This window comes from Sphaerisporangium sp. NPDC004334 (genome assembly GCF_053602655.1).
Genome location: NZ_JBSGDZ010000012.1, coordinates 140515 through 158178 on the forward strand (window position 1 = coordinate 140515; position 17664 = coordinate 158178).

Sequence of the window (17664 nt, forward strand, 5' to 3'; positions counted from 1 at the left end):
TCCGGCTGGTGCGGGACGGCCGGGGCGTGCGGTCAGCCGGGTAAGAAGAGGCGGCGCTCGCTGGCGCTGTTCTCGAACTCCTCGATCGACGACTGTTCCGGCGTCGGCAGCGCCCCGAGCATCGCGTGGACCAGAGCGGCGCACAGCACGCTCGGCGCGGCCTGCGAGTCGAAGGCGAACCGCGAGCTCACCGGCGCCGCCAGCACCGCGTCCGCGTGCTCGGTCAGCGGGCCCACGGCGTGGTCGGTCACCAGTGCCACCCGCAGCCCTGCCCGCCTGGCCCACACGAGCCCGTCGCGCAGCTCACGCGGGTAGCGGGGCAGGCCGAAGGCGAGCACCCACGCGGCCCCGGCGTCCGCCGCGCGGCTCAGCCGGTCCTCCATGGTGGACCCGGGGGCATCGATGACCCGGACGTCGGGGTGCGCCTTGGAGGCCAGGTAGCCGAACAGGTGCGCCAGCGGCGCCGACACCCGCAACCCGAGCACGGGGAGCGGCCGGGAGGCCGCGAGCGCACCCGCCACCTCGATGAGGCGGGTGGTGTCGGCGAGGCCGTCGCGCAACTGCTCCAGGTTGCGCAGCTCCGACTCGACCATGGCCTGCACCGGGTTCAGCGCGGCGGGCGCGGCCGGGACGTCCTGGCCGTCGCGCAGCGCGGCCCGCAGGTGGTCGCGGAACTCGGGAAAGCCGGCGAAGCCGAGGGCGAAGGCGAAGCGGGTGACCGACGGCTGGCTGATGCCGACCGCCTCGGCGATGTCGTTGCCGGTGAGGAACACCGCCTCGTGCGGCCGTTCCATGAGGTGACGGGCGATCCGCCGCTGAGAGGGCGACAGCCGGTGTCCCTCGACGAGCTCCTGCAGCCGCGCGGCCACCCGCGAGGCATCCTCGGCGCCCACCGCCGCAGCCCCCGGAGCGGCCGACATCACCGGATCGACCGTCCCCGGATCGACCGTCCCCGGAGCAGCCGCACTCGGGGTCCCGCTCATTCACGCCTCCCCTGTGCCCGCGCGCCGGCCGCCGGCGCGCGTTCAGCCCCTTGCCAAGCTTCGGTCCGCGTCGCACACCTGTGCGCACACATCGCCGAATGCAAACTTTCATGCACGATCGCCGATGCATGTTCCTATGTCAAGAGGCGAAGACCACCGCCACGGCAGCCCGATCTCGCCCCCGCACAGACCGTAGGGCCCTTAACGCCGCCCGGCAGGACGCCTTCTCCCCCTCGCCCTCCGCGTCCGCCCCGGCCGTGTCGCGGGAACAGGCCGAGAAGACGGCTCTGGCGAAGGTGCCCGGCGGCACCGTCATCTCCGCCGAACTGGACACCGAGAACGGCAAACAGGTGTGGGAGTTCGACATCGCCGCCACCGGCGGACCCGAGCACGACATCACCGTCGACGCCACCTCCGGCACCGTACTGGCCGACACGCAGGACGACGACGTCACCGGGGCCGACGGGGCGGACGACTCCGACGACGACTGATGTGATCATGTAAGTGAGCGCCTCCCGGTCGGGGTCTGACCCAACGACCGACGACGACCCACCGCGGGAGCCGGCCTCCGGGGGACCGCCGCCCGGTGCCGGCGCCGGTGAGCGAGCATGACCGTCCAGCCGCCGTCCGTCGCCCGTCGCCCGTCGCCCGTCGCCTTCTGATCGTCCTCTGGTCCGGAAAGGGCCAGTAATGTGGGTCTCGAGGGCTCATATATGACATTACGGACGATCACCCTGGGCGGCTCCCGGACCGGCCCGGCGGACATCGCGGGCATCGCGCGTGACGGCGCGCCCGTCCACCTGGCCGCGGACGGCCTGGAGCGGGCCACGGCGGCCTTCGAGGCGGCCGGGGAGATCGCGCGCCGCCGGCCGGTCTACGGGCGGACCACCGGCGTGGGCGCGAACCGCACCCAGCAGGTCGCGGCGGCCGAGGGGGACGCGCACGGGTTGCGTCTGCTGCGCAGCCACGCGGGCGGCGCCGGCGCTCTCGTACCCGCCGAACAGGCACGCGCGATGATGGCCGTCCGGGTGAACCAGATCATGGCCGGCGGAGCCGGGCTGCGCCCCGCCTTCGCCGAGGCCCTGGCCGCCGCCCTGAACTCCGGGCATCTGCCGCAGGTCCACGAGATCGGCGCCATCGGCACCGGCGACCTGACCGCCCTGGCCGAGACCGGCCTCACCCTGATCGGCGAGCGTCCCTGGAGCGACGGGCGGGGCGAACCCCCCGCACCGATCGCCCTGGCGGCCGGCGACGCGCTCGCCTTCTGCAGCAGCAGCGCGCTGACCATCGGGCAGGCGACGCTCGCCTGGGCGGACGTCGCGCCGCTGCTCCGCGCCACCCAGGTCGTCGCCGCCCTGTCCCTGCTCGCGGTGGACGGCAACACCGAGCCGTACGACGAGCGCGTGCACGCCGCCCGCCCGCACCCCGGCTCCGTCGAGGTGGCCGCCGCGATGCGCCGCCTCCTCACCCCGGCGCCCCCTCCAGCCCGCGAGAACGCGCCCTCCCCGCCCTCGCCCTCCTCCCCCGCGCCGCCGACCGGACAAGACGAAGGCGCGGCGTCCACGGCACCGGCGGCGCGGATCCAGGATCCGTTCGGGTACCGCTGCCTGCCGCAGGTGCACGGACCGGCCGTCGAGGCCGTGGCCGCGCTCGAGCGCGTCCTCGGCGTCGAGATCAACGCCGCGGCCGAGAACCCGCTGATCTCCGCGGCCGCCGGCACCGTCCACCACCACGGCGGCTTCCACCAGGCGCCCCTCGGCCTCGCCCTGGACCACCTGCGGGTCGCGCTCCTGCACACGGCGCACCTGTCCACCGCCCGGCTGGCCACGCTGGTCGAGCCCGCGTTCACCGGCCTGCGCCCCTTCCTCGCCGACGCCGCGGCCGGAAGCTCGGGCGTGATGATCCTTGAATACACCGCGAGCTCCGCGCTGGCCGAGTTGCGCAACGCGGCCCTGCCGGCGGCGCTGGGCCACGCCGTGCTGTCCCGTGGCGTCGAGGACCACGCCGCCTTCGCCTCCCAGTCGGCCAGGCAGACGCTCCGGGCCGCCTCGTCCTACCGCCTGGTGCTGGCCTGCGAACTGGTGGCGGCCGTCCGGGCGCTGCGCCAGAGCGACCTCGGCCCCGCCATCGCCGCCACCCCCGCCGGCGCCGCGTACACCCTCGCCGCGGCACGCCTCGATTCCCGCGACGAGGACCGCCCCCTCACCACCGACACCGAGACCGCCGCAGCGCTCCTGGACACCTTCGCCACGATCTGACGACGGTCACGAACAAGAACCGGCCGTACGGCGACTGGACAGCCGGCGGGGCCGGGATGAGACGCGCCGTGGAGGAGTGACCGTTCGGGGTCACATGGGTCCGGGCGACGGGGGAAGGACGAGGAACGAAGCGGAGGCGGTGAAGCGGAGGGTCTTCTGATGCTGCTGGTGGGGACCTCGGGGTGGCAGTACAAGCACTGGCGCGACGTGCTGTACCCCGCCGGGCTGCCGCAGCGGGTGTGGCTGGAGCGGTACGCCGAGTGCTTCGGCACGGTGGAGAACAACAACGCCTTCTACCGGCTGCCGGCGCGCGAGACGTTCGAGAGCTGGCGCGACCGCACCCCGGACGGGTTCGTGATGGCGGTCAAGGCCAGCCGGTTCCTCACCCACATCAAGCGGCTGAAGGACCCCGAGGAGCCGGTCCAGCGGCTGATGGACGCGGCCGAGGGCCTCGGTCCCAAGCTCGGCCCCGTCCTGGTCCAGCTCCCGCCGAACCTCAAGGCCTACCCCGAGCGGCTCGACGCCTGCCTGGCCCGCTTCCCGCGCCATGTGCGCGTGGCCGTCGAGCCGCGCCACGACTCCTGGTGGACCGGCGCGGTGCGCGAGGTGCTGACCGCCCACGACGCCGCCCTGTGCTGGGCCGACGTCCTGGGCCGCCCGGTGACCCCGCTGTGGCGCACCGCCGGGTGGGGCTACCTGCGGCTCCACCAGGGCCGCGCCCACCCCTGGCCCTCCTACGGCGATGCGTCGCTGCGGTCGTGGCTGCACCGGCTGGGCGAGCGGTGGACCCCCGGGGACGACGTCTACGTATACTTCAACAACGACCCCGGCGGCGCCGCCGTCCGCAACGCCGTCCGCTTCGCCGACCTGGCCCGCGCCGAGGGTCTTCCCGTCACCCCCACCCCGCCGGTCCCGCCCGCCTGATCTCTCGCCGTCGCCGTGGACGTCCGACCGCGCGTGGACCCGGAGTGATCCGCCCGTACGTCTCCGAGCGGTCACGGATTTCCCGATCACCCTGACGGTGGCCGACCTGGTTTGTCAGTATCCGCTCATGTCCCGGTCTCGCCGTCGCCTCATGGTCATCGCCGCGGCCTGCCTGTCCCTGCTCGGGCTCGGCACGGTCGTCGTCATGGTCCTGGTCAGGCTCGACCTCGGTGAGAAGCTGCACCTCGGAGACGCGGCGGGCGTCCTGCTCACGACGGTCACGCTCGTGGTGCCGCTGGTCCTGTGGCTCAGGCGGGCGTGGGCGGCCGGCCCGCCCGAGGACGTCGCCGAGGCCAAGCGGGTGCTCGCGGAGCTGGTGCACGACCGGTGGGCCGAGGAGCGGGCGATCCGCGCGCAGGGAGCCCCGACCATCCCGGTCCCCTGGCACCTGACCCGGCGCACCACGACGATGGACCACGCCCGGCTGGTCGCCGACGGCGACATCTCCGGCGACGCGGCCGACGACGAGTGGCTCGTGGCGACGTTCCGCGCCCTGCGCCGGCGTCGCCTGGTGATCACCGGCGGCGCGGGCACGGGGAAGACCACACTGGCCGTCCGGCTTCTGCTGCTGCTCATCGAGACCCGCACCTCCGAGGAGCCGGTACCGGTGCCGGTGTCGCTCGCCGACTGGGACGTCGAGGTCCACCCGCGCCTGCACGACTGGCTGGCCGAGCGGCTGCGCACGGACTACGGGGTGTCGCGGGGACGGGGAAAGGGCGCGGACGGCGCCGACCTGCTGGTGCGGCGCGGCCACGTCCTGCCGGTCCTGGACGGCCTGGACGAACTGCCCGAGCCGGCCCGGCCCCGAGTGATCGCCGCGCTGAACAAAACGCTGGCAGAGCGCGACCAGGTGATCCTCACCTCCCGGACCGACGAGTACGGCGAGGCCGTCAAGAAGTCCGGCCGGGTGCTGAAGGGCGCCGCGGTCATCGCCCCCAAGGCGCTCGACCTCAAGGTCGCGATCGGTTACCTGACCGACGACCTGCCACCGGACCGCACCCCGGCCTGGGACCGCACGCTGCGCGCGATGGAGAACGGCGAGGCGCCCGCGCTCGCCGCGGCGACCAGGACCGCGCTCGGGCTGTGGCTCGTGCGCACCGTCTACATCGAGCGGGGCGCCGATCCCACACCCCTGGCGACCGTCTACGCGGGCGACGACGCCGCGCTGCGCGCGCACCTGCTCGACGAGCTCATCCCCGCCCTGCTCGACCGGCCACCGGCCCGGCCGTCCGCCAACGACCCCTTCCGTCCGCGCCACACCTGGGACCCCGTCCGCGTACGCGGATGGCTGTCGTTCCTGGCGCGGCTGTCGACGGCCCACGGCACGCGTGAAGTGGCCTGGTGGCGCATCGCGCGGCAGGCGGCCACCCCGCCGGGGCGGCGGCGGCCGTCATGGCACGTCCGGGGATGGGCCGTCTCCTGGACCGGCATCCTGTACGGCCTGCCCGCCGCGCTGCCGCCGCTCGCGGCCGGCCGCGCCCCGCTGGGCCTGGCCCTGTGGTTCGCCTACGGCCTGGGTACGGCGTCGATGGCCTCGGACACGCCCGCCTTCTCCCGCCCGGCGCTGCCGGACCACCTCGCCCGCCTGGTACGCGAGCAGAGCGGGCCCTTCCGGCTCACCATGCTCTCCATTCCCGGCCTGGGCCTGCCGATGGGAGTCGTCACCGGGGCGGTCTACGGATTCTGGCAGGGGGTCGGCATGGCGGTGATGACCACGGCCGGCCTCTGGCTGACGATCGCCGCCCCGCGACCGGCGGAGCCGGACGAGGAGCGGCCGCCTCGATTCACCAGCGCCCTCACCCCGATGGCGGTATGGCGGGCCAACCGGGCGCTGACCGGCATGCGGCTTCTCACCGGGCTGCTCATCGGCACGGCGCTGGCCCTCGGCGCCGGCTGGGTGTTGCGGCAGATGGGCGGCGAACCGGGCGACCGGCTGCGCGAGCTCGGCCTCGGACTGTTCGTCGGCGGCATGCTCGCCACGTTGACGCAGCGGGGGCGGCGGGCCTGGGCGGCCACCGTGTTCACCCTGCCGCTGCTGGCCGCGACCGGCCGGCTGCCGCTGCGCCTGATGACGTTCCTGGACGACATGCACAAGACCGGCCTGCTACGCGCCGTCGGCCCCCTCTACCAGTTCCGCCACGCCGAACTCCACGACCACCTCACCGGCCCGCCCCCGTCCCCCGCGCGTTCCCCCGCCTCCTGATCACCGCCGCGGGTCGTCACAGCGGCCTGCCGAAGCCCGCCGAAAACGGCGTGGCCGCCACTGTCCGACCGTGATCGGCCTGCGCGATGATCTGGTCTCATGAAGAGATCGCTCACCGTGCTCACCGCGACCACGATCGCCGCGACCACGATCGCCGCGCTGCTGACCGCCGCCCCCGCCCAGGCCGCTCCGAAGGATCCGCTCACCGCGCTGAAGGCGCAGCTCGCCGCGGGGCGGGGCGTCTCCTTCACCGAGGTCTCCGCGATGCGCCGTGGCGGCAAGCCCGCCTTCGAACGCAAGGGCGTCCTGCGATTCGGAAAGGCCGGGATCGTGGCCTCCGACCTCACCGGCAAGGTCAACTCCGCGGACGAGTCCGACCAGGAGCATCCCGTGGGAAAGCCGGAACGGACCATCAGGATCGGCAAGACGTCCTACGTACGCGGCTTTCTCATCGGCGCCGGTTTACCGAAGGGGAAGACCTGGTGGAAGCAGTCTCCCGGGTGGACCGCGGGCGCGAGCGCCCTGTTCGGCGACTTCCTCAACGCAGCGGAACCCGCCACCCTCAAGGCCATGCTCTCCCGTTCCGAGCGGACCGGCGGCGCCTACCGGGGTGAGATGAGCCTCAAGGATCTGCTCAAGGTCTCGCCATGGACCCGCGCGACCGTGTGGTGGAAGGCCGACAAGGACGCGAAGATCGGCTGGCGGCTCGTGGTCGGCACCTCCGGCCTGCCTCAGCGGCTGACAACCTACGGACCGGGCGAGGTCAAGCGGTCGGAGATCCGCTACACCGGCTGGGGGACCGGGATCACCATCAAGCCTCCGCCGGCCGGTCAGGTCACGACCAAGCTGAAGGCAGGCCGCCCCTCGCCACTGCCGCCCGCTCCCCGTCGCTGATCAAGCGGAAGTCTCGCATCAGAACCCGGCCGCCCCGCCCGAGCGCCGGCCGGCGTCCTGAGCCGGCGGCGCGGACCGCGCGGGGACGCGCCAGCGGGCCCAGACCGTCTTGCCCGCGACGCCGGAACGCGTGGTGACGCCGCATTCGGTTGCCAGGGCCTCGACGATGGCCAGGCCGCGGCCGTGGACGGCCTCCACGCCCAGGTCCAGCCGGCGCGGCCGTCCGCGACCATGGTCGGTGACCTCGACCCGAAGCTCGTCGCCGCGCGCCGACAGGGCGAGCCCTATCGGCGGCGCGCCGTAGGCCAGCGCGTTCGCCAGCAACTCACCGGTCGCCAGCACCACGTCGTCCGCCAGCGCCTGGAGCCCCCAGGACAGCAGGGTCTCCCGCACCATGCCACGCGCCTTGCCGGCCATCGACAGGTCGTGCGGCAGTTCCCAGTGGACGACGCGGGCGTCCGGCGTGCTGTCGGGCATGTTCGCTCCTCGGGATGGACGCGGGGGGACGGGGAGCCGGGACGGCAGACTTACAGCGCACGTTGGCGGGAGCGGCGCGCGCGTGGGTGATGAGGAAGAGGCGGCTCCGGTAGGGCCGGGCGGCTCGGCCTCGCGCATGAGTGCCTGAAGTTCGTCGGCTGTGCGGGACTGAACGATCAGCGGCTCGGGTGTTCCCCAGATGGCGGCGGCGTAGAAGCACCGGGCGCCGACCCCGTACCAGACCGCCCAGGCCGGCTCCAGTTGGTCGAGTTGCCGGGCGGCGGCCCGCTTCGCCGGATCCCACCGCCCCGGCTGGACCAGGGTCACCGGAGCCCCCTGCCGATGCCTGCCACCCCGGCCCGTCCCGATCTCACGCGCTGCCATTCCACCCCCGTGACAGGTACGGCGAAGATCGCCCCGCGGCGCTGTCGTCCCGGTGACAAACCCCTAACCAGCTGCGTCGGCGACTGGTGGTCGCATCCCAGCTCTCCCCCACTCCGACAGCCATTCTTATCTCCTTATATTTGGACATAATGGACGACCTTTTGACACCCCTATATGGGACGCCCAATTGGGCGAGTGGACGGGGATCGCCCTTGCGACCCAGCTCCTCAAACTGCTTCACAGCCTGCTCCCGACCGGCTACTTTGTGCAGCGAAAGACGGGCCACATAGCCGGACGCTTTGTACTGCCGCTGTGCTCGCCGTGCTGAAGGAGTAGCGCATTCCACCCGACGGAGCCGTCATGCCCATTCCTCTCGACCCCGATCCGGCAGAGCGGCCGCTGGCCTTTCTGGGCGCCGAAATGCGCAAGCACCGACTGCGGTGCGACTTCACCCAGGACCGCCTGGCGCGGATCATCCAGTTCAGCCAGAGCCTCGTCGGGTTCATCGAGCGCGGCGAGCGCACCCCGAGCCAGAACTTCATGCAGCGCTACGACGACGCCGTGGACGCCGGCGGCGAGCTCGTCCGCCTCTGGGCACAACTGACCCGAGGCGCGAGCCCCCGCTGGTTCCGCGACTGGCTGGAAGTCGAGCAGGAAGCACACACCTTGCACAGCTGGGAGCCCCTGGTCGTGCCGGGCCTCCTGCAGACCGAGGACTACGCCCGAGTCGTCATCCGTGGTGAGCCTGGTATCAGCGAGGAACATGTGGAAACTGCGGTCCAAGCGCGAATGGATCGACAGAATATCTTGGTCCGCCCCAATTGCCCCATCCTTTGGGTGGTGCTGGACGAGGGCGTCCTCTGCCGTCCAATCGGCGGAAAGAAGGTGATGGGTCTTCAGCTTGAACGCCTCTTGGAAGCGGCCGAGTCACCTAGGGTCAGCGTCCAGATCGTCCCCCTGAGCCTCGGGGCGACCACCGGCACCTCTGGCGGATTTATCATCGCGCAACTTCCCGGAGGTGCGGATACGGTATATATCGAGTCCGCGACTCATGGGCACGTGACCAACCGGCCAGAAGATGTCGAGGCCATCCGCGCTCGATACGACAGAATTCGAGCCGACGCACACCCGCAACATGTCTCTATCAAGTTGATCAGAGAGGCGCAGGCATCATGGACGTGAACGACGAACTGAAGGCCGCAGCCTGGCGCAAGGCCACCAAGAGCGCGTCCAACCAGGGAAACTGCCTGGAAGTGGCTCCGCTGTCCGGAGGGCGGGTCGGACTGCGCGACACCGAGGCCCCCGAGAAGGCACCCTTCGTCGTCAGCGCCACCGTCTGGGACGCCTTCATCGACGGCGCCAAGAACGGCGAGTTCGACTTCTGATCCCCCAGCACACCATGGGAAGCCCTCGGCCCCACCGGCGGCTTCCCGGTACGCCGGTCCGCGTCGTAACGTGCCAGCAGGTCGGCGATCTCCACGGTCCGCTCATCGTCGAGAACATAGAGCACCACGTGGTTCCCGTGGAGGGGGTCCAGGACGGCGATGACCTCCCCCGCGCCACCTCTCGACGGCGAGCAGGGAGCCGATGTCCCGCCGCAGGCTCAGCACGGTTTCGTCACCGTCACTCCCGAACGCCCGGAACCCGGCCAGCACCGGCGCAGTTGGTCAGCGCGACCGTCCCCTGCCCGGGTCGGGCACGGCAGTACCCCGCCTGACGAGCCTCCCTGTCCCTACTACAGCTCCGCATACGAGGAAAAGATCCGGCAGTGCGTGCAAACCCTCCCTTGCAGCGACTGGGCCTACCCGTACAGCAAATTCGTGGTGAACGGCCACACCGATAATGTCGACAACTACTGGCGTAGGGGATGGCTCTAGGCAGACGTAGCCAGCGACCAGGAGGATCGAATGCCAACTCTAGTAGGCTTGGCAGCAGGAATTGTTGTGGTGCTTCTCGTGGGCAGCATCATGGCTATGATAAGCAGTCTAGGTCGGCTGGAAATAGCCTCCACCCTCCTTATCGGGGTCGCAGCAGGCGTCCTAGCAGGCATCTCGGCCAGCCGTAGGAGGCGCGCCTGACCCCCAGGGCGGTCCGGCGAACACCGGAGCTCTGCTTCTAATGGCTCGAGCTCCCCTGGCGATACGAGGCGCCCCGGCACCCGCGTTGGGTACCGGGGCGTACTCGCTTACCAGGCAGAGCGGCGACTCTTATGAGCGCTCGCAGGAGGTGTGGCGGCGGATGGTAGCGGGCCGCGGTTGACTTTCGGGTGGGGCGAGGGTGCAGGGTCGGTGCTGTGAGCGAGAGCGTGGAGCTTCACACCGTCGGCCGCATCGCGCGACGTACCGGCCTGTCGGTGCACACCATCCGGTTCTGGTCGGACATCGGCGTCGTGCCGCCGACGGTGCGCTCGGCCGGCGGGTACCGCCTGTACGACGCGGCGGCCGTCGCCCGGTTCGACCTCGTCCGGACGCTTCGCGACCTCGGCATCGGCCTGGAGACCGTCCAGGCGATCCTGACGAACCAGGTTTCGGTCGCCGAGGTCGCCAAGACGCACGTAGGCGCCCTCGACGCCGAGATCCGCACCCTGAGACTGCGCCGCGCCGTGCTGAACGGCATCGCGGAGCGCGGCGGCACAGCAGAGGAGACCGTGATGACGCACAGACTCGCCCGGCTGTCGGCCGCCGAACGGCAGCGGGTCATCGACGATTTCGTGGCGGAGATCTTCGCCGGGATAGGCCCGCGGGAGGACGCCATGATCGTGGCGGAGTGGATGCGGGAGCTTCCCGCCGAGTTGCCCGACGACCCGGACGCCCGCCAGATCGACGCGTGGCTGGAGTTGGGCGAGCTGGTCGCCGACGAGGGCTTCCGGGCCCGGCTGCGGCGCATCGTCCTGGACGGGGTCTTCGGGCCGCCGATCGAGGACGGCTTCGACCTGAGGCGGCGGGTGCTGAAGGAGGCCGGCCACGCCCTGGCCGGAGGCATCGCGCCCGAGACGGCGGCGGGCAAAGACGTCCTGGACCGCGTCGTCGGTCCGGACCTGCCGGCGGCGGAACGGGCCGAGTTGCGCGACCGCCTCCGGACGCTCGCCCACGTCCAGGTCGAACGCTACTGGCACCTGCTCGCCGTCCTCAACGGCCGCGAACCCGGCCCGTCGGTCATCCCCGCGTTCGACTGGCTCATCGCCGCCCTGCGCGCCCACGGCTGACCCCCGGCGGGGCCCGCCCGGCCCCGGCGCTAGGAACCGGCGGACAGTCGTCGGCGTTGAGGTCGAGGCCTTCTACGACTGAGCAACGGCGGCCAGGTTCACCACGCGGACGCCGCCGTCCTGCGTCCAGAAGATGACACCGCTACCTGACGGGGCCCGGACTGATGGAAAGCCCAACGGATATGGTTCTGACCTTTGGAATTCCTAGGAGGAGCACGGCCGCGAACGCTCGTGCCACTATCGAACTCACAGGGCGCGCCTCTGACCGGGCTCGCGTTCAGCCTCCTGGAGTTGCCGCCACTTCTCCATCGACCGCTTGATCTCCTCGCGTACGAACGCGAAGAACCGTCGGGTCTCGTCCAGCCGCCGTCCGGCGGGGGAGTCGGGACCCAGGACCGCGATGCCCTCGCCGGCGCCTTCCTGTAGCCGGGCCAGCACCGGGTCGGACTGGCTGACGTAGTGGCTCCAGGTGTGCTCGTGGATGCGGCAGAAGTCGTGTCGGCCACCGGGTTCGCGACCGCGTTCGACCAGTCGCACCTGCACCAGGTACTTGACCGCCCCCGAGATCGCTGACGCGCCGACGCCCAGTCGCTCGGCGAGTTCGGCGGCCGACAGCTTGCCGGAGTCGGTGACCAGCAGTGCGGCGTACACGCGCGCGGCCATTCGCGGCATGCCGGATTCGACCATGATCTGCGCGAACCGTTCCTGGTAGCCCGCAATGTCGTTCTCATCCGCTTGTGTCACCGAAGCTCCATATCTGCTCTTGCCTGTTGGGAGATGTTCGCGAACTTCACGAAATTCGTGAAATAAGTCTAGAGTAGCCGCATGGGAGACACCGAACTCGTCGGAGTGCAACAGACCCTGAGCCCCGTCCTCAAGGCCAAAGCGCTGGACAACCGGCTACCGGACCCGATCCTCGGTGACGGGTACGCCGAGCAGGTGATGCGCCGCCTCGACCCCGGCTACGACAAGCGCAGATTCGGCACCAGCCAGATGGGCCTCGCCGCCGTGGTGCGCACCAAGGCCCACGACGACTGGGCGCGTAGCTTCCTCGCCGAACACCCTGACGCGGTGGTCCTGCACCTGGGCTGCGGTCTCGACGCCCGGGTGTACCGGATCGACCCGCCCGCCACCGTCGACTGGTATGACCTGGACTATCCATCCGTCACCGACCTGCGGCGGCGATTCCTGCCGCCACGCGAGCACTACACCCTGATCGACTCCAGTGTCACCGACCTGACCTGGCTGGAACGCATTCCCCGCGGCCGGCCGGTGCTGATGATCGCCGAGGGATTGGTGCCCTATCTGACCGAGACCGACGTCCGGCGGCTGCTGATCAGCGTCGTCGATGCCTTTCCCGCCGGACAGATACAGTTAGACACGGTGTCGGTCTGGGCGTGGCGCACCTCGAAATGGCATCCCACGCTGCGCACGTACGGTACCCAGTTCCACTGCGGCTTCAACGACCCGGCAGAGCCGGCCGATTGGCACCCACGGCTCGAATACGTCGATGAGGCGCCGATGTCCGACTCGCCGGTCCTGATGGCCAAGGCGCCCGCGAATGTACGCCGCGTGTACCGCGTCCTGAATGCGCTGCCGGGCATGAAGCGGTCCACCCGCATCGTGCGGTTCCGCTTCTGACACGGCCGATGGCCGTTACCGCGGCCGTTCGCCGCGTTGCCCCGGTCCGCCGGTTCCTCGGCCCTGGCCCCTCAGACGGGGTCAGAGCTCGGCGAGGATTCTGGTGAGGGCCTTCTTGGTGTCGGAGGCGGGGACGGCGTCGATGCACAGGCGTTCCATGACGGCCTGGTAGCGGTCGAGGTCCTCGCGCTTGTCCAGGTAGATGGCGCTGGTGAGCTGCTCCAGGTAGACCACGTCGGGCAGGTCGCGCTCGGAGAAGCGCAGGAGGCTGAACGGGCCGCCGGCCGCCGCGTGGCCACCGGCGCTGAAGGGCATCACCTGGACGGTGATGTTCGGCGAGGCGATGGCCTCGATGAGGTGCCTGATCTGGCCGCGCATGACCTCGACGCCGCCGAGGGGGCGGCGCAGGGCCGCCTCGTCGACGACGGCCCACAGGTGCGGAGGGGTGGCCCTGCCGAGCACCTTCTGCCGGGCCATCCGCAGGTCGACCCGCCGCTGGACCTCCTCCTCGACGCCGTCCGGGTGGCCGAGCAGGACGACGGCCCTGGCGTACTCGGGGGTCTGGAGCAGGCCGGGGACGAACTGCACCTCGTAGCAGCGGATGCGGGTGGCGGCCTCTTCGAGCCCGACGTACGCCTCGAACCAGTTGGGCAGGATGTCGTCGTAGTTGTGCCACCAGCCGGGGCGGTTGGCCTGTGAGACCAGCGACAGCAGGGCCTCACGCTCGCGCTCGTCGCTCACTCCGTACAGGGTGAGGAGGTCGGCGACGTCGCGGGCGCGGAAGCTGACCCGTCCCAGCTCCATTCGGCTGATCTTGGAGTGCGAGGCGCGGATGGAGTGCCCGGCCGCCTCCAGGGTGATCCCGCGGGTCTCACGCAGCCGGCGGAGCTGGGAGCCCAGGAGGATGCGCAGGACCGTGGAACTGCCCCGTTCCCGAGCCATCAGATTGAGCGGGGTCTCGTCCCCTTCGGCTCGGGCTGTGATCATGGCCAGTCCTTAGAAGAGCAGCAGTTCAGATTCACTTCTCGCGGTGACAGAGAAGTTCACGATACCCCCGGGCGGCCAATCCGGATATACCCCAACATCACCCTTAGGCTACGATTTTGGACACTCCGTAGCCGTCGGATCGGTCAAAGTGCCAGGTCATCGAACTCGCCGTTCTTCGCCCCCTGGATGAAGGCGGCAATTTCTCCCCGACTGTAAATCAGGGCCGGACCGGAGGGATGGCGGGAGTTGCGCACGGCCACCTCGCCCCCCGGGAGCTCGGCGAGCTCGACGCAGTTGCCACTGGGGTTGCTGTACGCGCTCTTGCGCCACCGCACCCCGGAGAGCGCGGTCGCGGCCACGCCGTTGGAGATCTCGTTCATCCCTGCTCACACATCCCCGAAGCCGACGAATCTGACATCGTTCCTAAAAAGGGGCCTCATCCTGATGAGCGCCCCAAACGGGCTGCCTTCACCCGCGAGCCAGCATACCGGTGTGCGGATGCACGTGCATCGGTACTTGCATCTGCACATCGGGCCGGGCAATATGGGCATGAGGCGTAAACCCCCCGGCGATATGCCCTAAACCCCCTGAGGCTTCCCTATGAATGGGTGCAGAACACAGCTCGCCAACCCCGCTCAGACAGGGGACGAGAGGTGGGAGGGCTGGCTCGACGAGCTGGGCCGCGCCCTTTCCTCGGGCGACTCGCGGGTCGCGTCCGGCGCCCCGGGAGCCACCCAGGACGACGACGGGATCCGCCTCGAACGGTGCGAACTGCGCGGAGACCCCCAAGCGGCCCGCACCGCTCGCCGGTTCACCCGGGCCACGGTGCGCGAATGGGGCCTGGACGGCCTCGCCGACGACGCCGAACTGGTGATCGGCGAGCTGGTCATCAACGCCCTGCGGCACGGGCTCAGCAGCCGCGCCGCCGCCCCCGCCGCCCACCCGGTGCGGGTCGTGCTCGCCCACACCGGCGAGTCGCTGATCTGCGTCGTCACCGACCCGAGCGACCGCTCCCCCACCCCCCGCCCGCCCGACGCCGACTCCGAGGGCGGGCGGGGGCTCCAGGTCGTCGCGGGCGTCAGCCACCGATGGGGCTGGGCCCCCGGCCACCCCGGCAAGGCCGTCTGGGCCGGGTTCACCCTCCCCCGCGGCACCGCGCGCCCGGCGCGGCACCTGGAGATCTGCCGCTGACGGTGCGCGCTCCCCGCCGCGGCCGGACCCGCTCCGCCCCTCCGCCACGTAGTGCCCGGAACGATGGTCGCCGTCGTGTCCGCGGCGCTACCATCGGGTTCCGGCGAGATGGGGTGTGATGACGAGGTTCCCGAAACTCGAGCCTCTCGGCTTCGATCCGACGATCCCCAACCAGGCCCGCATCTATGACTACCTCGTCGGCGGCAAGGACAACTTCGCCGCCGACCGCGAGGCCGCGCGCTGGGCTCTGTCCGTCGCTCCAGAGCTGCCCATGATGTGCCGCGAGGGGCGCCGGTTCCTCGAGCGCGTGGTGCGCCACCTTGCCGGGCGCGGCGTCCGGCAGTTCGTCGACGTCGGGTGCGGCCTTCCCACACAGGGCAACGTCCACGAGATCGCCCAGGCCGCCGCGCCGGGGTCCCGCGTGGTCTACGTCGACAACGACCCGGTGGTCGTCACGCACGCCCGGGCCCTGCTGGAGGACGAGGAGCACACGGCGGTCATCGAGGCCGACATGCGCGAACCCGATCAGGTCCTCGGCCATCCTCGCCTGAAGTCGCTGATCGACCTGGGGAGCCCGGTCGCGATCCTGCTGTTCTTCGCGCTGGACGTGATCCCCGAGGACGAGTTGGCCGCCCACATCGTCGGCCGGTTCCGCGACGCCATCGCCCCGGGCGGGTACGTGGCCATCGGCCACAGCGTCTCGGACCTGCGGCCCGAGGCCACCGCCGGGCTCGCCGACCTCTACCAGAGCCGCGGCGTGGTCACCGGCCACGCCCACAGGGAGCAGCAGCGCACCAAGGCCGACGTCGAGGGCCTGTTCGACGGCCTGTCGCTCGTCCCGCCGGGCGTGGTGTACATCCCGGCCTGGGGGGCGGACGCCGGGCAGGACACCCTCGACCCGCGCGCGATCTGGTCGGTCGGCGGCGTCGGCCGCAAAGACGCCTGACGCGACGGCCCCCGGCGCCCATCACGCCGGACCGCGGCACCGCCCGACACCCCGGGCCGCGGCACCGCCCGACACCCCCGGCTGCGACGACGCCCGGCACGTCCGGGCGAGGGCGGCGGCGGCCCGGGGCCGGGCTCGGGCGGGCGGCAGGCGTACCGTGGCCAGGGACGGCACCGTCGCGCGCTCTTCCGGAGCCGACCGGCCAGGGGCGCCGCGGGGAACGGCCCCAGGGAGTCCGCCATGTCCGCTACCACCATCGCCGGCGCCCCCACCACGACCAGCCCCTCCCGGGAGCTGGCCACCGTGCTCGGCCTGGTCGCGCTGTTCGCACCGTTCGGCAGCGACATGTACCTGCCGGGACTGGCGTCGATGGCGGCCGAACTGCGCACCGGCACGGTCGGCGCGCAGCTGACCTTCTCGGCCTTCCTGCTCGGCATGGCCGCGGGCCACCTGGCGCTGGGACGGCTGTCGGACCGCTACGGCCGCCGAGGGCCGCTGCTGGCGTGCCTCGCGGTCTGCGCGGTCGCCGGGGCCGTGTGCGCGCTGGCGCCCACGATCGGCGTCCTGATCGGCGCGCGGTTCGCCCAGGGGCTGACCGGCGCGGCCGGCGTCGTGATCGCCCGCGCCGTCGTGTCCGACCTCGCGCGCGGACGCCGCGCCGTCCGCGTCTTCGCCGCCCAGATGTGGGCGCTGGCCGCCGTGCCCGTCGTCGCCCCGCCGATCGGCGGGGCGCTGGTCGCCGTGGCCGGCTGGCGGGCGGTGTTCGGCGCGCTCGCCCTGCTGTCCCTGCTGATGTTCCTGGCCGCGCTGATCGCCCTTCCCGAGACGCTTCCCCTGCATGCCCGGGCGGTGAGCCCGCCGCTGCGCCGCCGCGACCTGTCCCTTCTGCGCACCCGGGGCCGCCTCGCCCCCGTCCTGGCCTTCGTTCTGGCGTTCGGGGCGCTGGCGGCCTACCTGGCCGCGGCCCCGTTCTTCCTGCGGGCTCTCGGGCTGCCTCTCGCCGGCGTCGGGCTCACCCTCGGCCTGAACGCGCTGGCGCTGGTGCTGGCCGCCTCGGTGGGCGCACGGATCGCCCACCGCTTCCGGCCGCTCGCGCCGGCGCAGGCGGGAATGGCCGTCCTGCTCGCCTGCGCCGCCGTGCTCTGGGCACTGGCGGCGACCGGGTGGCTGACGGCCGACACCTGCCTGCCCCCGCTGCTGCTCGCCGTCGCGTCGCTGGGCCTGGTGCTGGGTGACACCTCGGCGGTCGCCTTCGGCCGGACGACCCGCGCCGCCGGGACCGCAGCGGCCCTGACCGCGACCGCGCAGTTCGCCTTCGGCGCGCTGATGGCCCCGCTGGCCGGGGTGGCCGGCGTACGCAGCGTCATGCCCATGTCGTTGATCATGGGTGTCTGCGCGATGTTCGCCCTTGTGGCGCTGGCCGTGAGTGAGGCGTCCATGATGCCGGGCGACCACTCGGGAACCGCAGGTGTCGGTGGCGGGTATTGCGATCAACCGGAGTGACGCCCACA

At 71.6% G+C, this 17664-nt stretch carries 17 protein-coding genes; 12 read left to right on the forward strand and 5 right to left on the reverse strand.

What is annotated here, in order from left to right; genetic code table 11:
- Window positions 1–32: 32 nt before the first annotated feature.
- Complete coding sequence (locus ACWEN6_RS17450; protein ID WP_452571107.1) at window positions 33–983, reverse strand: MurR/RpiR family transcriptional regulator; 951 nt, start codon at window positions 981–983, stop codon at window positions 33–35.
- A gap of 257 nt (window positions 984–1240) precedes the next feature.
- On the opposite strand from ACWEN6_RS17450, the gene ACWEN6_RS17455 reads away from it, so the two are divergent.
- The 5 genes from ACWEN6_RS17455 to ACWEN6_RS17475 all read left to right on the forward strand — a co-directional run bounded on the left by ACWEN6_RS17455 (window position 1241) and on the right by ACWEN6_RS17475 (window position 7322).
- Window positions 1241–1474, forward strand: coding sequence for a PepSY domain-containing protein (locus tag ACWEN6_RS17455; protein ID WP_452571108.1), 234 nt, complete (start codon window positions 1241–1243; stop codon window positions 1472–1474).
- A 222-nt stretch (window positions 1475–1696) separates the two neighbouring features.
- Entirely contained in the window at window positions 1697–3241 is a 1545-nt protein-coding gene (locus tag ACWEN6_RS17460; RefSeq protein WP_452571109.1) for an aromatic amino acid ammonia-lyase, read from the forward strand.
- A gap of 159 nt (window positions 3242–3400) precedes the next feature.
- Window positions 3401–4165: a DUF72 domain-containing protein gene (locus tag ACWEN6_RS17465; protein WP_452571110.1), complete on the forward strand. Its 765-nt coding sequence runs from the start codon at window positions 3401–3403 to the stop codon at window positions 4163–4165.
- Between the two features lie 127 nt (window positions 4166–4292).
- Window positions 4293–6428 (forward strand): NACHT domain-containing protein, encoded by a 2136-nt coding sequence (locus ACWEN6_RS17470; protein ID WP_452571111.1) that lies wholly within the window; start codon window positions 4293–4295, stop codon window positions 6426–6428.
- Window positions 6429–6527: 99 nt separating this feature from the next.
- Window positions 6528–7322, forward strand: a complete 795-nt coding sequence (locus ACWEN6_RS17475) for a hypothetical protein (protein WP_452571112.1) — start codon at window positions 6528–6530, stop codon at window positions 7320–7322.
- Window positions 7323–7340: 18 nt separating this feature from the next.
- Here ACWEN6_RS17475 and ACWEN6_RS17480 read toward each other — a convergent pair whose 3' ends face one another.
- A complete protein-coding gene (locus ACWEN6_RS17480; protein WP_452571113.1) occupies window positions 7341–7799 on the reverse strand; it encodes an ATP-binding protein in 459 nt (152 codons plus the stop codon).
- A gap of 744 nt (window positions 7800–8543) precedes the next feature.
- Between ACWEN6_RS17480 and ACWEN6_RS17485 the strand changes: the two genes are divergently transcribed.
- The 3 genes from ACWEN6_RS17485 (at window position 8544) to ACWEN6_RS17495 (ending at window position 11388) form a co-directional block, all read left to right on the forward strand.
- Complete coding sequence (locus tag ACWEN6_RS17485; RefSeq protein WP_452571114.1) at window positions 8544–9365, forward strand: helix-turn-helix domain-containing protein; 822 nt, start codon at window positions 8544–8546, stop codon at window positions 9363–9365.
- Window positions 9356–9568 carry a DUF397 domain-containing protein gene (locus ACWEN6_RS17490; protein ID WP_452571115.1) on the forward strand — a complete coding sequence of 71 codons (213 nt, stop codon included), beginning with the start codon at window positions 9356–9358 and terminating at the stop codon, window positions 9566–9568. The genes ACWEN6_RS17485 and ACWEN6_RS17490 overlap by 10 nt, the downstream gene beginning before the upstream one ends.
- 908 nt (window positions 9569–10476) lie before the next feature.
- The gene (locus ACWEN6_RS17495) at window positions 10477–11388 is read left to right on the forward strand and encodes a helix-turn-helix domain-containing protein (protein WP_452571116.1); all 912 of its coding nucleotides are present in this window, start codon (window positions 10477–10479) and stop codon (window positions 11386–11388) included.
- A 246-nt stretch (window positions 11389–11634) separates the two neighbouring features.
- Here ACWEN6_RS17495 and ACWEN6_RS17500 read toward each other — a convergent pair whose 3' ends face one another.
- Window positions 11635–12132 (reverse strand): GbsR/MarR family transcriptional regulator, encoded by a 498-nt coding sequence (locus tag ACWEN6_RS17500; protein ID WP_452571117.1) that lies wholly within the window; start codon window positions 12130–12132, stop codon window positions 11635–11637.
- A gap of 81 nt (window positions 12133–12213) precedes the next feature.
- Here ACWEN6_RS17500 and ACWEN6_RS17505 point away from each other — a divergent pair, with 81 nt between their 5' ends.
- Entirely contained in the window at window positions 12214–13029 is an 816-nt protein-coding gene (locus tag ACWEN6_RS17505; RefSeq protein ID WP_452571118.1) for a class I SAM-dependent methyltransferase, read from the forward strand.
- Window positions 13030–13110: 81 nt separating this feature from the next.
- Here the strand turns inward: ACWEN6_RS17505 and ACWEN6_RS17510 are convergent, their stop codons facing one another.
- Both ACWEN6_RS17510 and ACWEN6_RS17515 read right to left on the reverse strand, forming a co-directional pair.
- Window positions 13111–14016, reverse strand: coding sequence for a helix-turn-helix domain-containing protein (locus ACWEN6_RS17510; protein WP_452571119.1), 906 nt, complete (start codon window positions 14014–14016; stop codon window positions 13111–13113).
- A 143-nt stretch (window positions 14017–14159) separates the two neighbouring features.
- Window positions 14160–14396, reverse strand: a complete 237-nt coding sequence (locus tag ACWEN6_RS17515) for a DUF397 domain-containing protein (protein WP_452571120.1) — start codon at window positions 14394–14396, stop codon at window positions 14160–14162.
- Window positions 14397–14616: 220 nt separating this feature from the next.
- Here ACWEN6_RS17515 and ACWEN6_RS17520 point away from each other — a divergent pair, with 220 nt between their 5' ends.
- The 3 genes from ACWEN6_RS17520 (at window position 14617) to ACWEN6_RS17530 (ending at window position 17656) form a co-directional block, all read left to right on the forward strand.
- Window positions 14617–15207 (forward strand): ATP-binding protein, encoded by a 591-nt coding sequence (locus ACWEN6_RS17520; RefSeq protein WP_452571121.1) that lies wholly within the window; start codon window positions 14617–14619, stop codon window positions 15205–15207.
- 118 nt (window positions 15208–15325) lie between these two features.
- Window positions 15326–16153 (forward strand): SAM-dependent methyltransferase, encoded by an 828-nt coding sequence (locus ACWEN6_RS17525; protein WP_354849172.1) that lies wholly within the window; start codon window positions 15326–15328, stop codon window positions 16151–16153.
- A 240-nt stretch (window positions 16154–16393) separates the two neighbouring features.
- Window positions 16394–17656 carry a Bcr/CflA family efflux MFS transporter gene (locus ACWEN6_RS17530; protein ID WP_452571122.1) on the forward strand — a complete coding sequence of 421 codons (1263 nt, stop codon included), beginning with the start codon at window positions 16394–16396 and terminating at the stop codon, window positions 17654–17656.
- Window positions 17657–17664 lie beyond the last annotated feature (8 nt).

Excerpts from the sequence above, each read along its gene's own strand:
- ACWEN6_RS17505 (WP_452571118.1), top strand. The coding sequence starts at position 12,214 with ATGGGAGACACCGAACTCGTCGGAGTGCAACAGACCCTGAGCCCCGTC.
- ACWEN6_RS17510 (WP_452571119.1), bottom strand. The coding sequence starts at position 14,016 with ATGATCACAGCCCGAGCCGAAGGGGACGAGACCCCGCTCAATCTGATG.
- ACWEN6_RS17490 (WP_452571115.1), top strand. The coding sequence starts at position 9,356 with ATGGACGTGAACGACGAACTGAAGGCCGCAGCCTGGCGCAAGGCCACC.
- ACWEN6_RS17520 (WP_452571121.1), top strand. The coding sequence starts at position 14,617 with ATGAATGGGTGCAGAACACAGCTCGCCAACCCCGCTCAGACAGGGGAC.
- ACWEN6_RS17450 (WP_452571107.1), bottom strand. The coding sequence starts at position 983 with ATGAGCGGGACCCCGAGTGCGGCTGCTCCGGGGACGGTCGATCCGGGG.
- ACWEN6_RS17485 (WP_452571114.1), top strand. The coding sequence starts at position 8,544 with ATGCCCATTCCTCTCGACCCCGATCCGGCAGAGCGGCCGCTGGCCTTT.
- ACWEN6_RS17525 (WP_354849172.1), top strand. The coding sequence starts at position 15,326 with ATGACGAGGTTCCCGAAACTCGAGCCTCTCGGCTTCGATCCGACGATC.
- ACWEN6_RS17480 (WP_452571113.1), bottom strand. The coding sequence starts at position 7,799 with ATGCCCGACAGCACGCCGGACGCCCGCGTCGTCCACTGGGAACTGCCG.
- ACWEN6_RS17470 (WP_452571111.1), top strand. The coding sequence starts at position 4,293 with ATGTCCCGGTCTCGCCGTCGCCTCATGGTCATCGCCGCGGCCTGCCTG.
- ACWEN6_RS17465 (WP_452571110.1), top strand. The coding sequence starts at position 3,401 with ATGCTGCTGGTGGGGACCTCGGGGTGGCAGTACAAGCACTGGCGCGAC.
- ACWEN6_RS17460 (WP_452571109.1), top strand. The coding sequence starts at position 1,697 with ATGACATTACGGACGATCACCCTGGGCGGCTCCCGGACCGGCCCGGCG.
- ACWEN6_RS17530 (WP_452571122.1), top strand. The coding sequence starts at position 16,394 with ATGTCCGCTACCACCATCGCCGGCGCCCCCACCACGACCAGCCCCTCC.
- ACWEN6_RS17515 (WP_452571120.1), bottom strand. The coding sequence starts at position 14,396 with ATGAACGAGATCTCCAACGGCGTGGCCGCGACCGCGCTCTCCGGGGTG.
- ACWEN6_RS17475 (WP_452571112.1), top strand. The coding sequence starts at position 6,528 with ATGAAGAGATCGCTCACCGTGCTCACCGCGACCACGATCGCCGCGACC.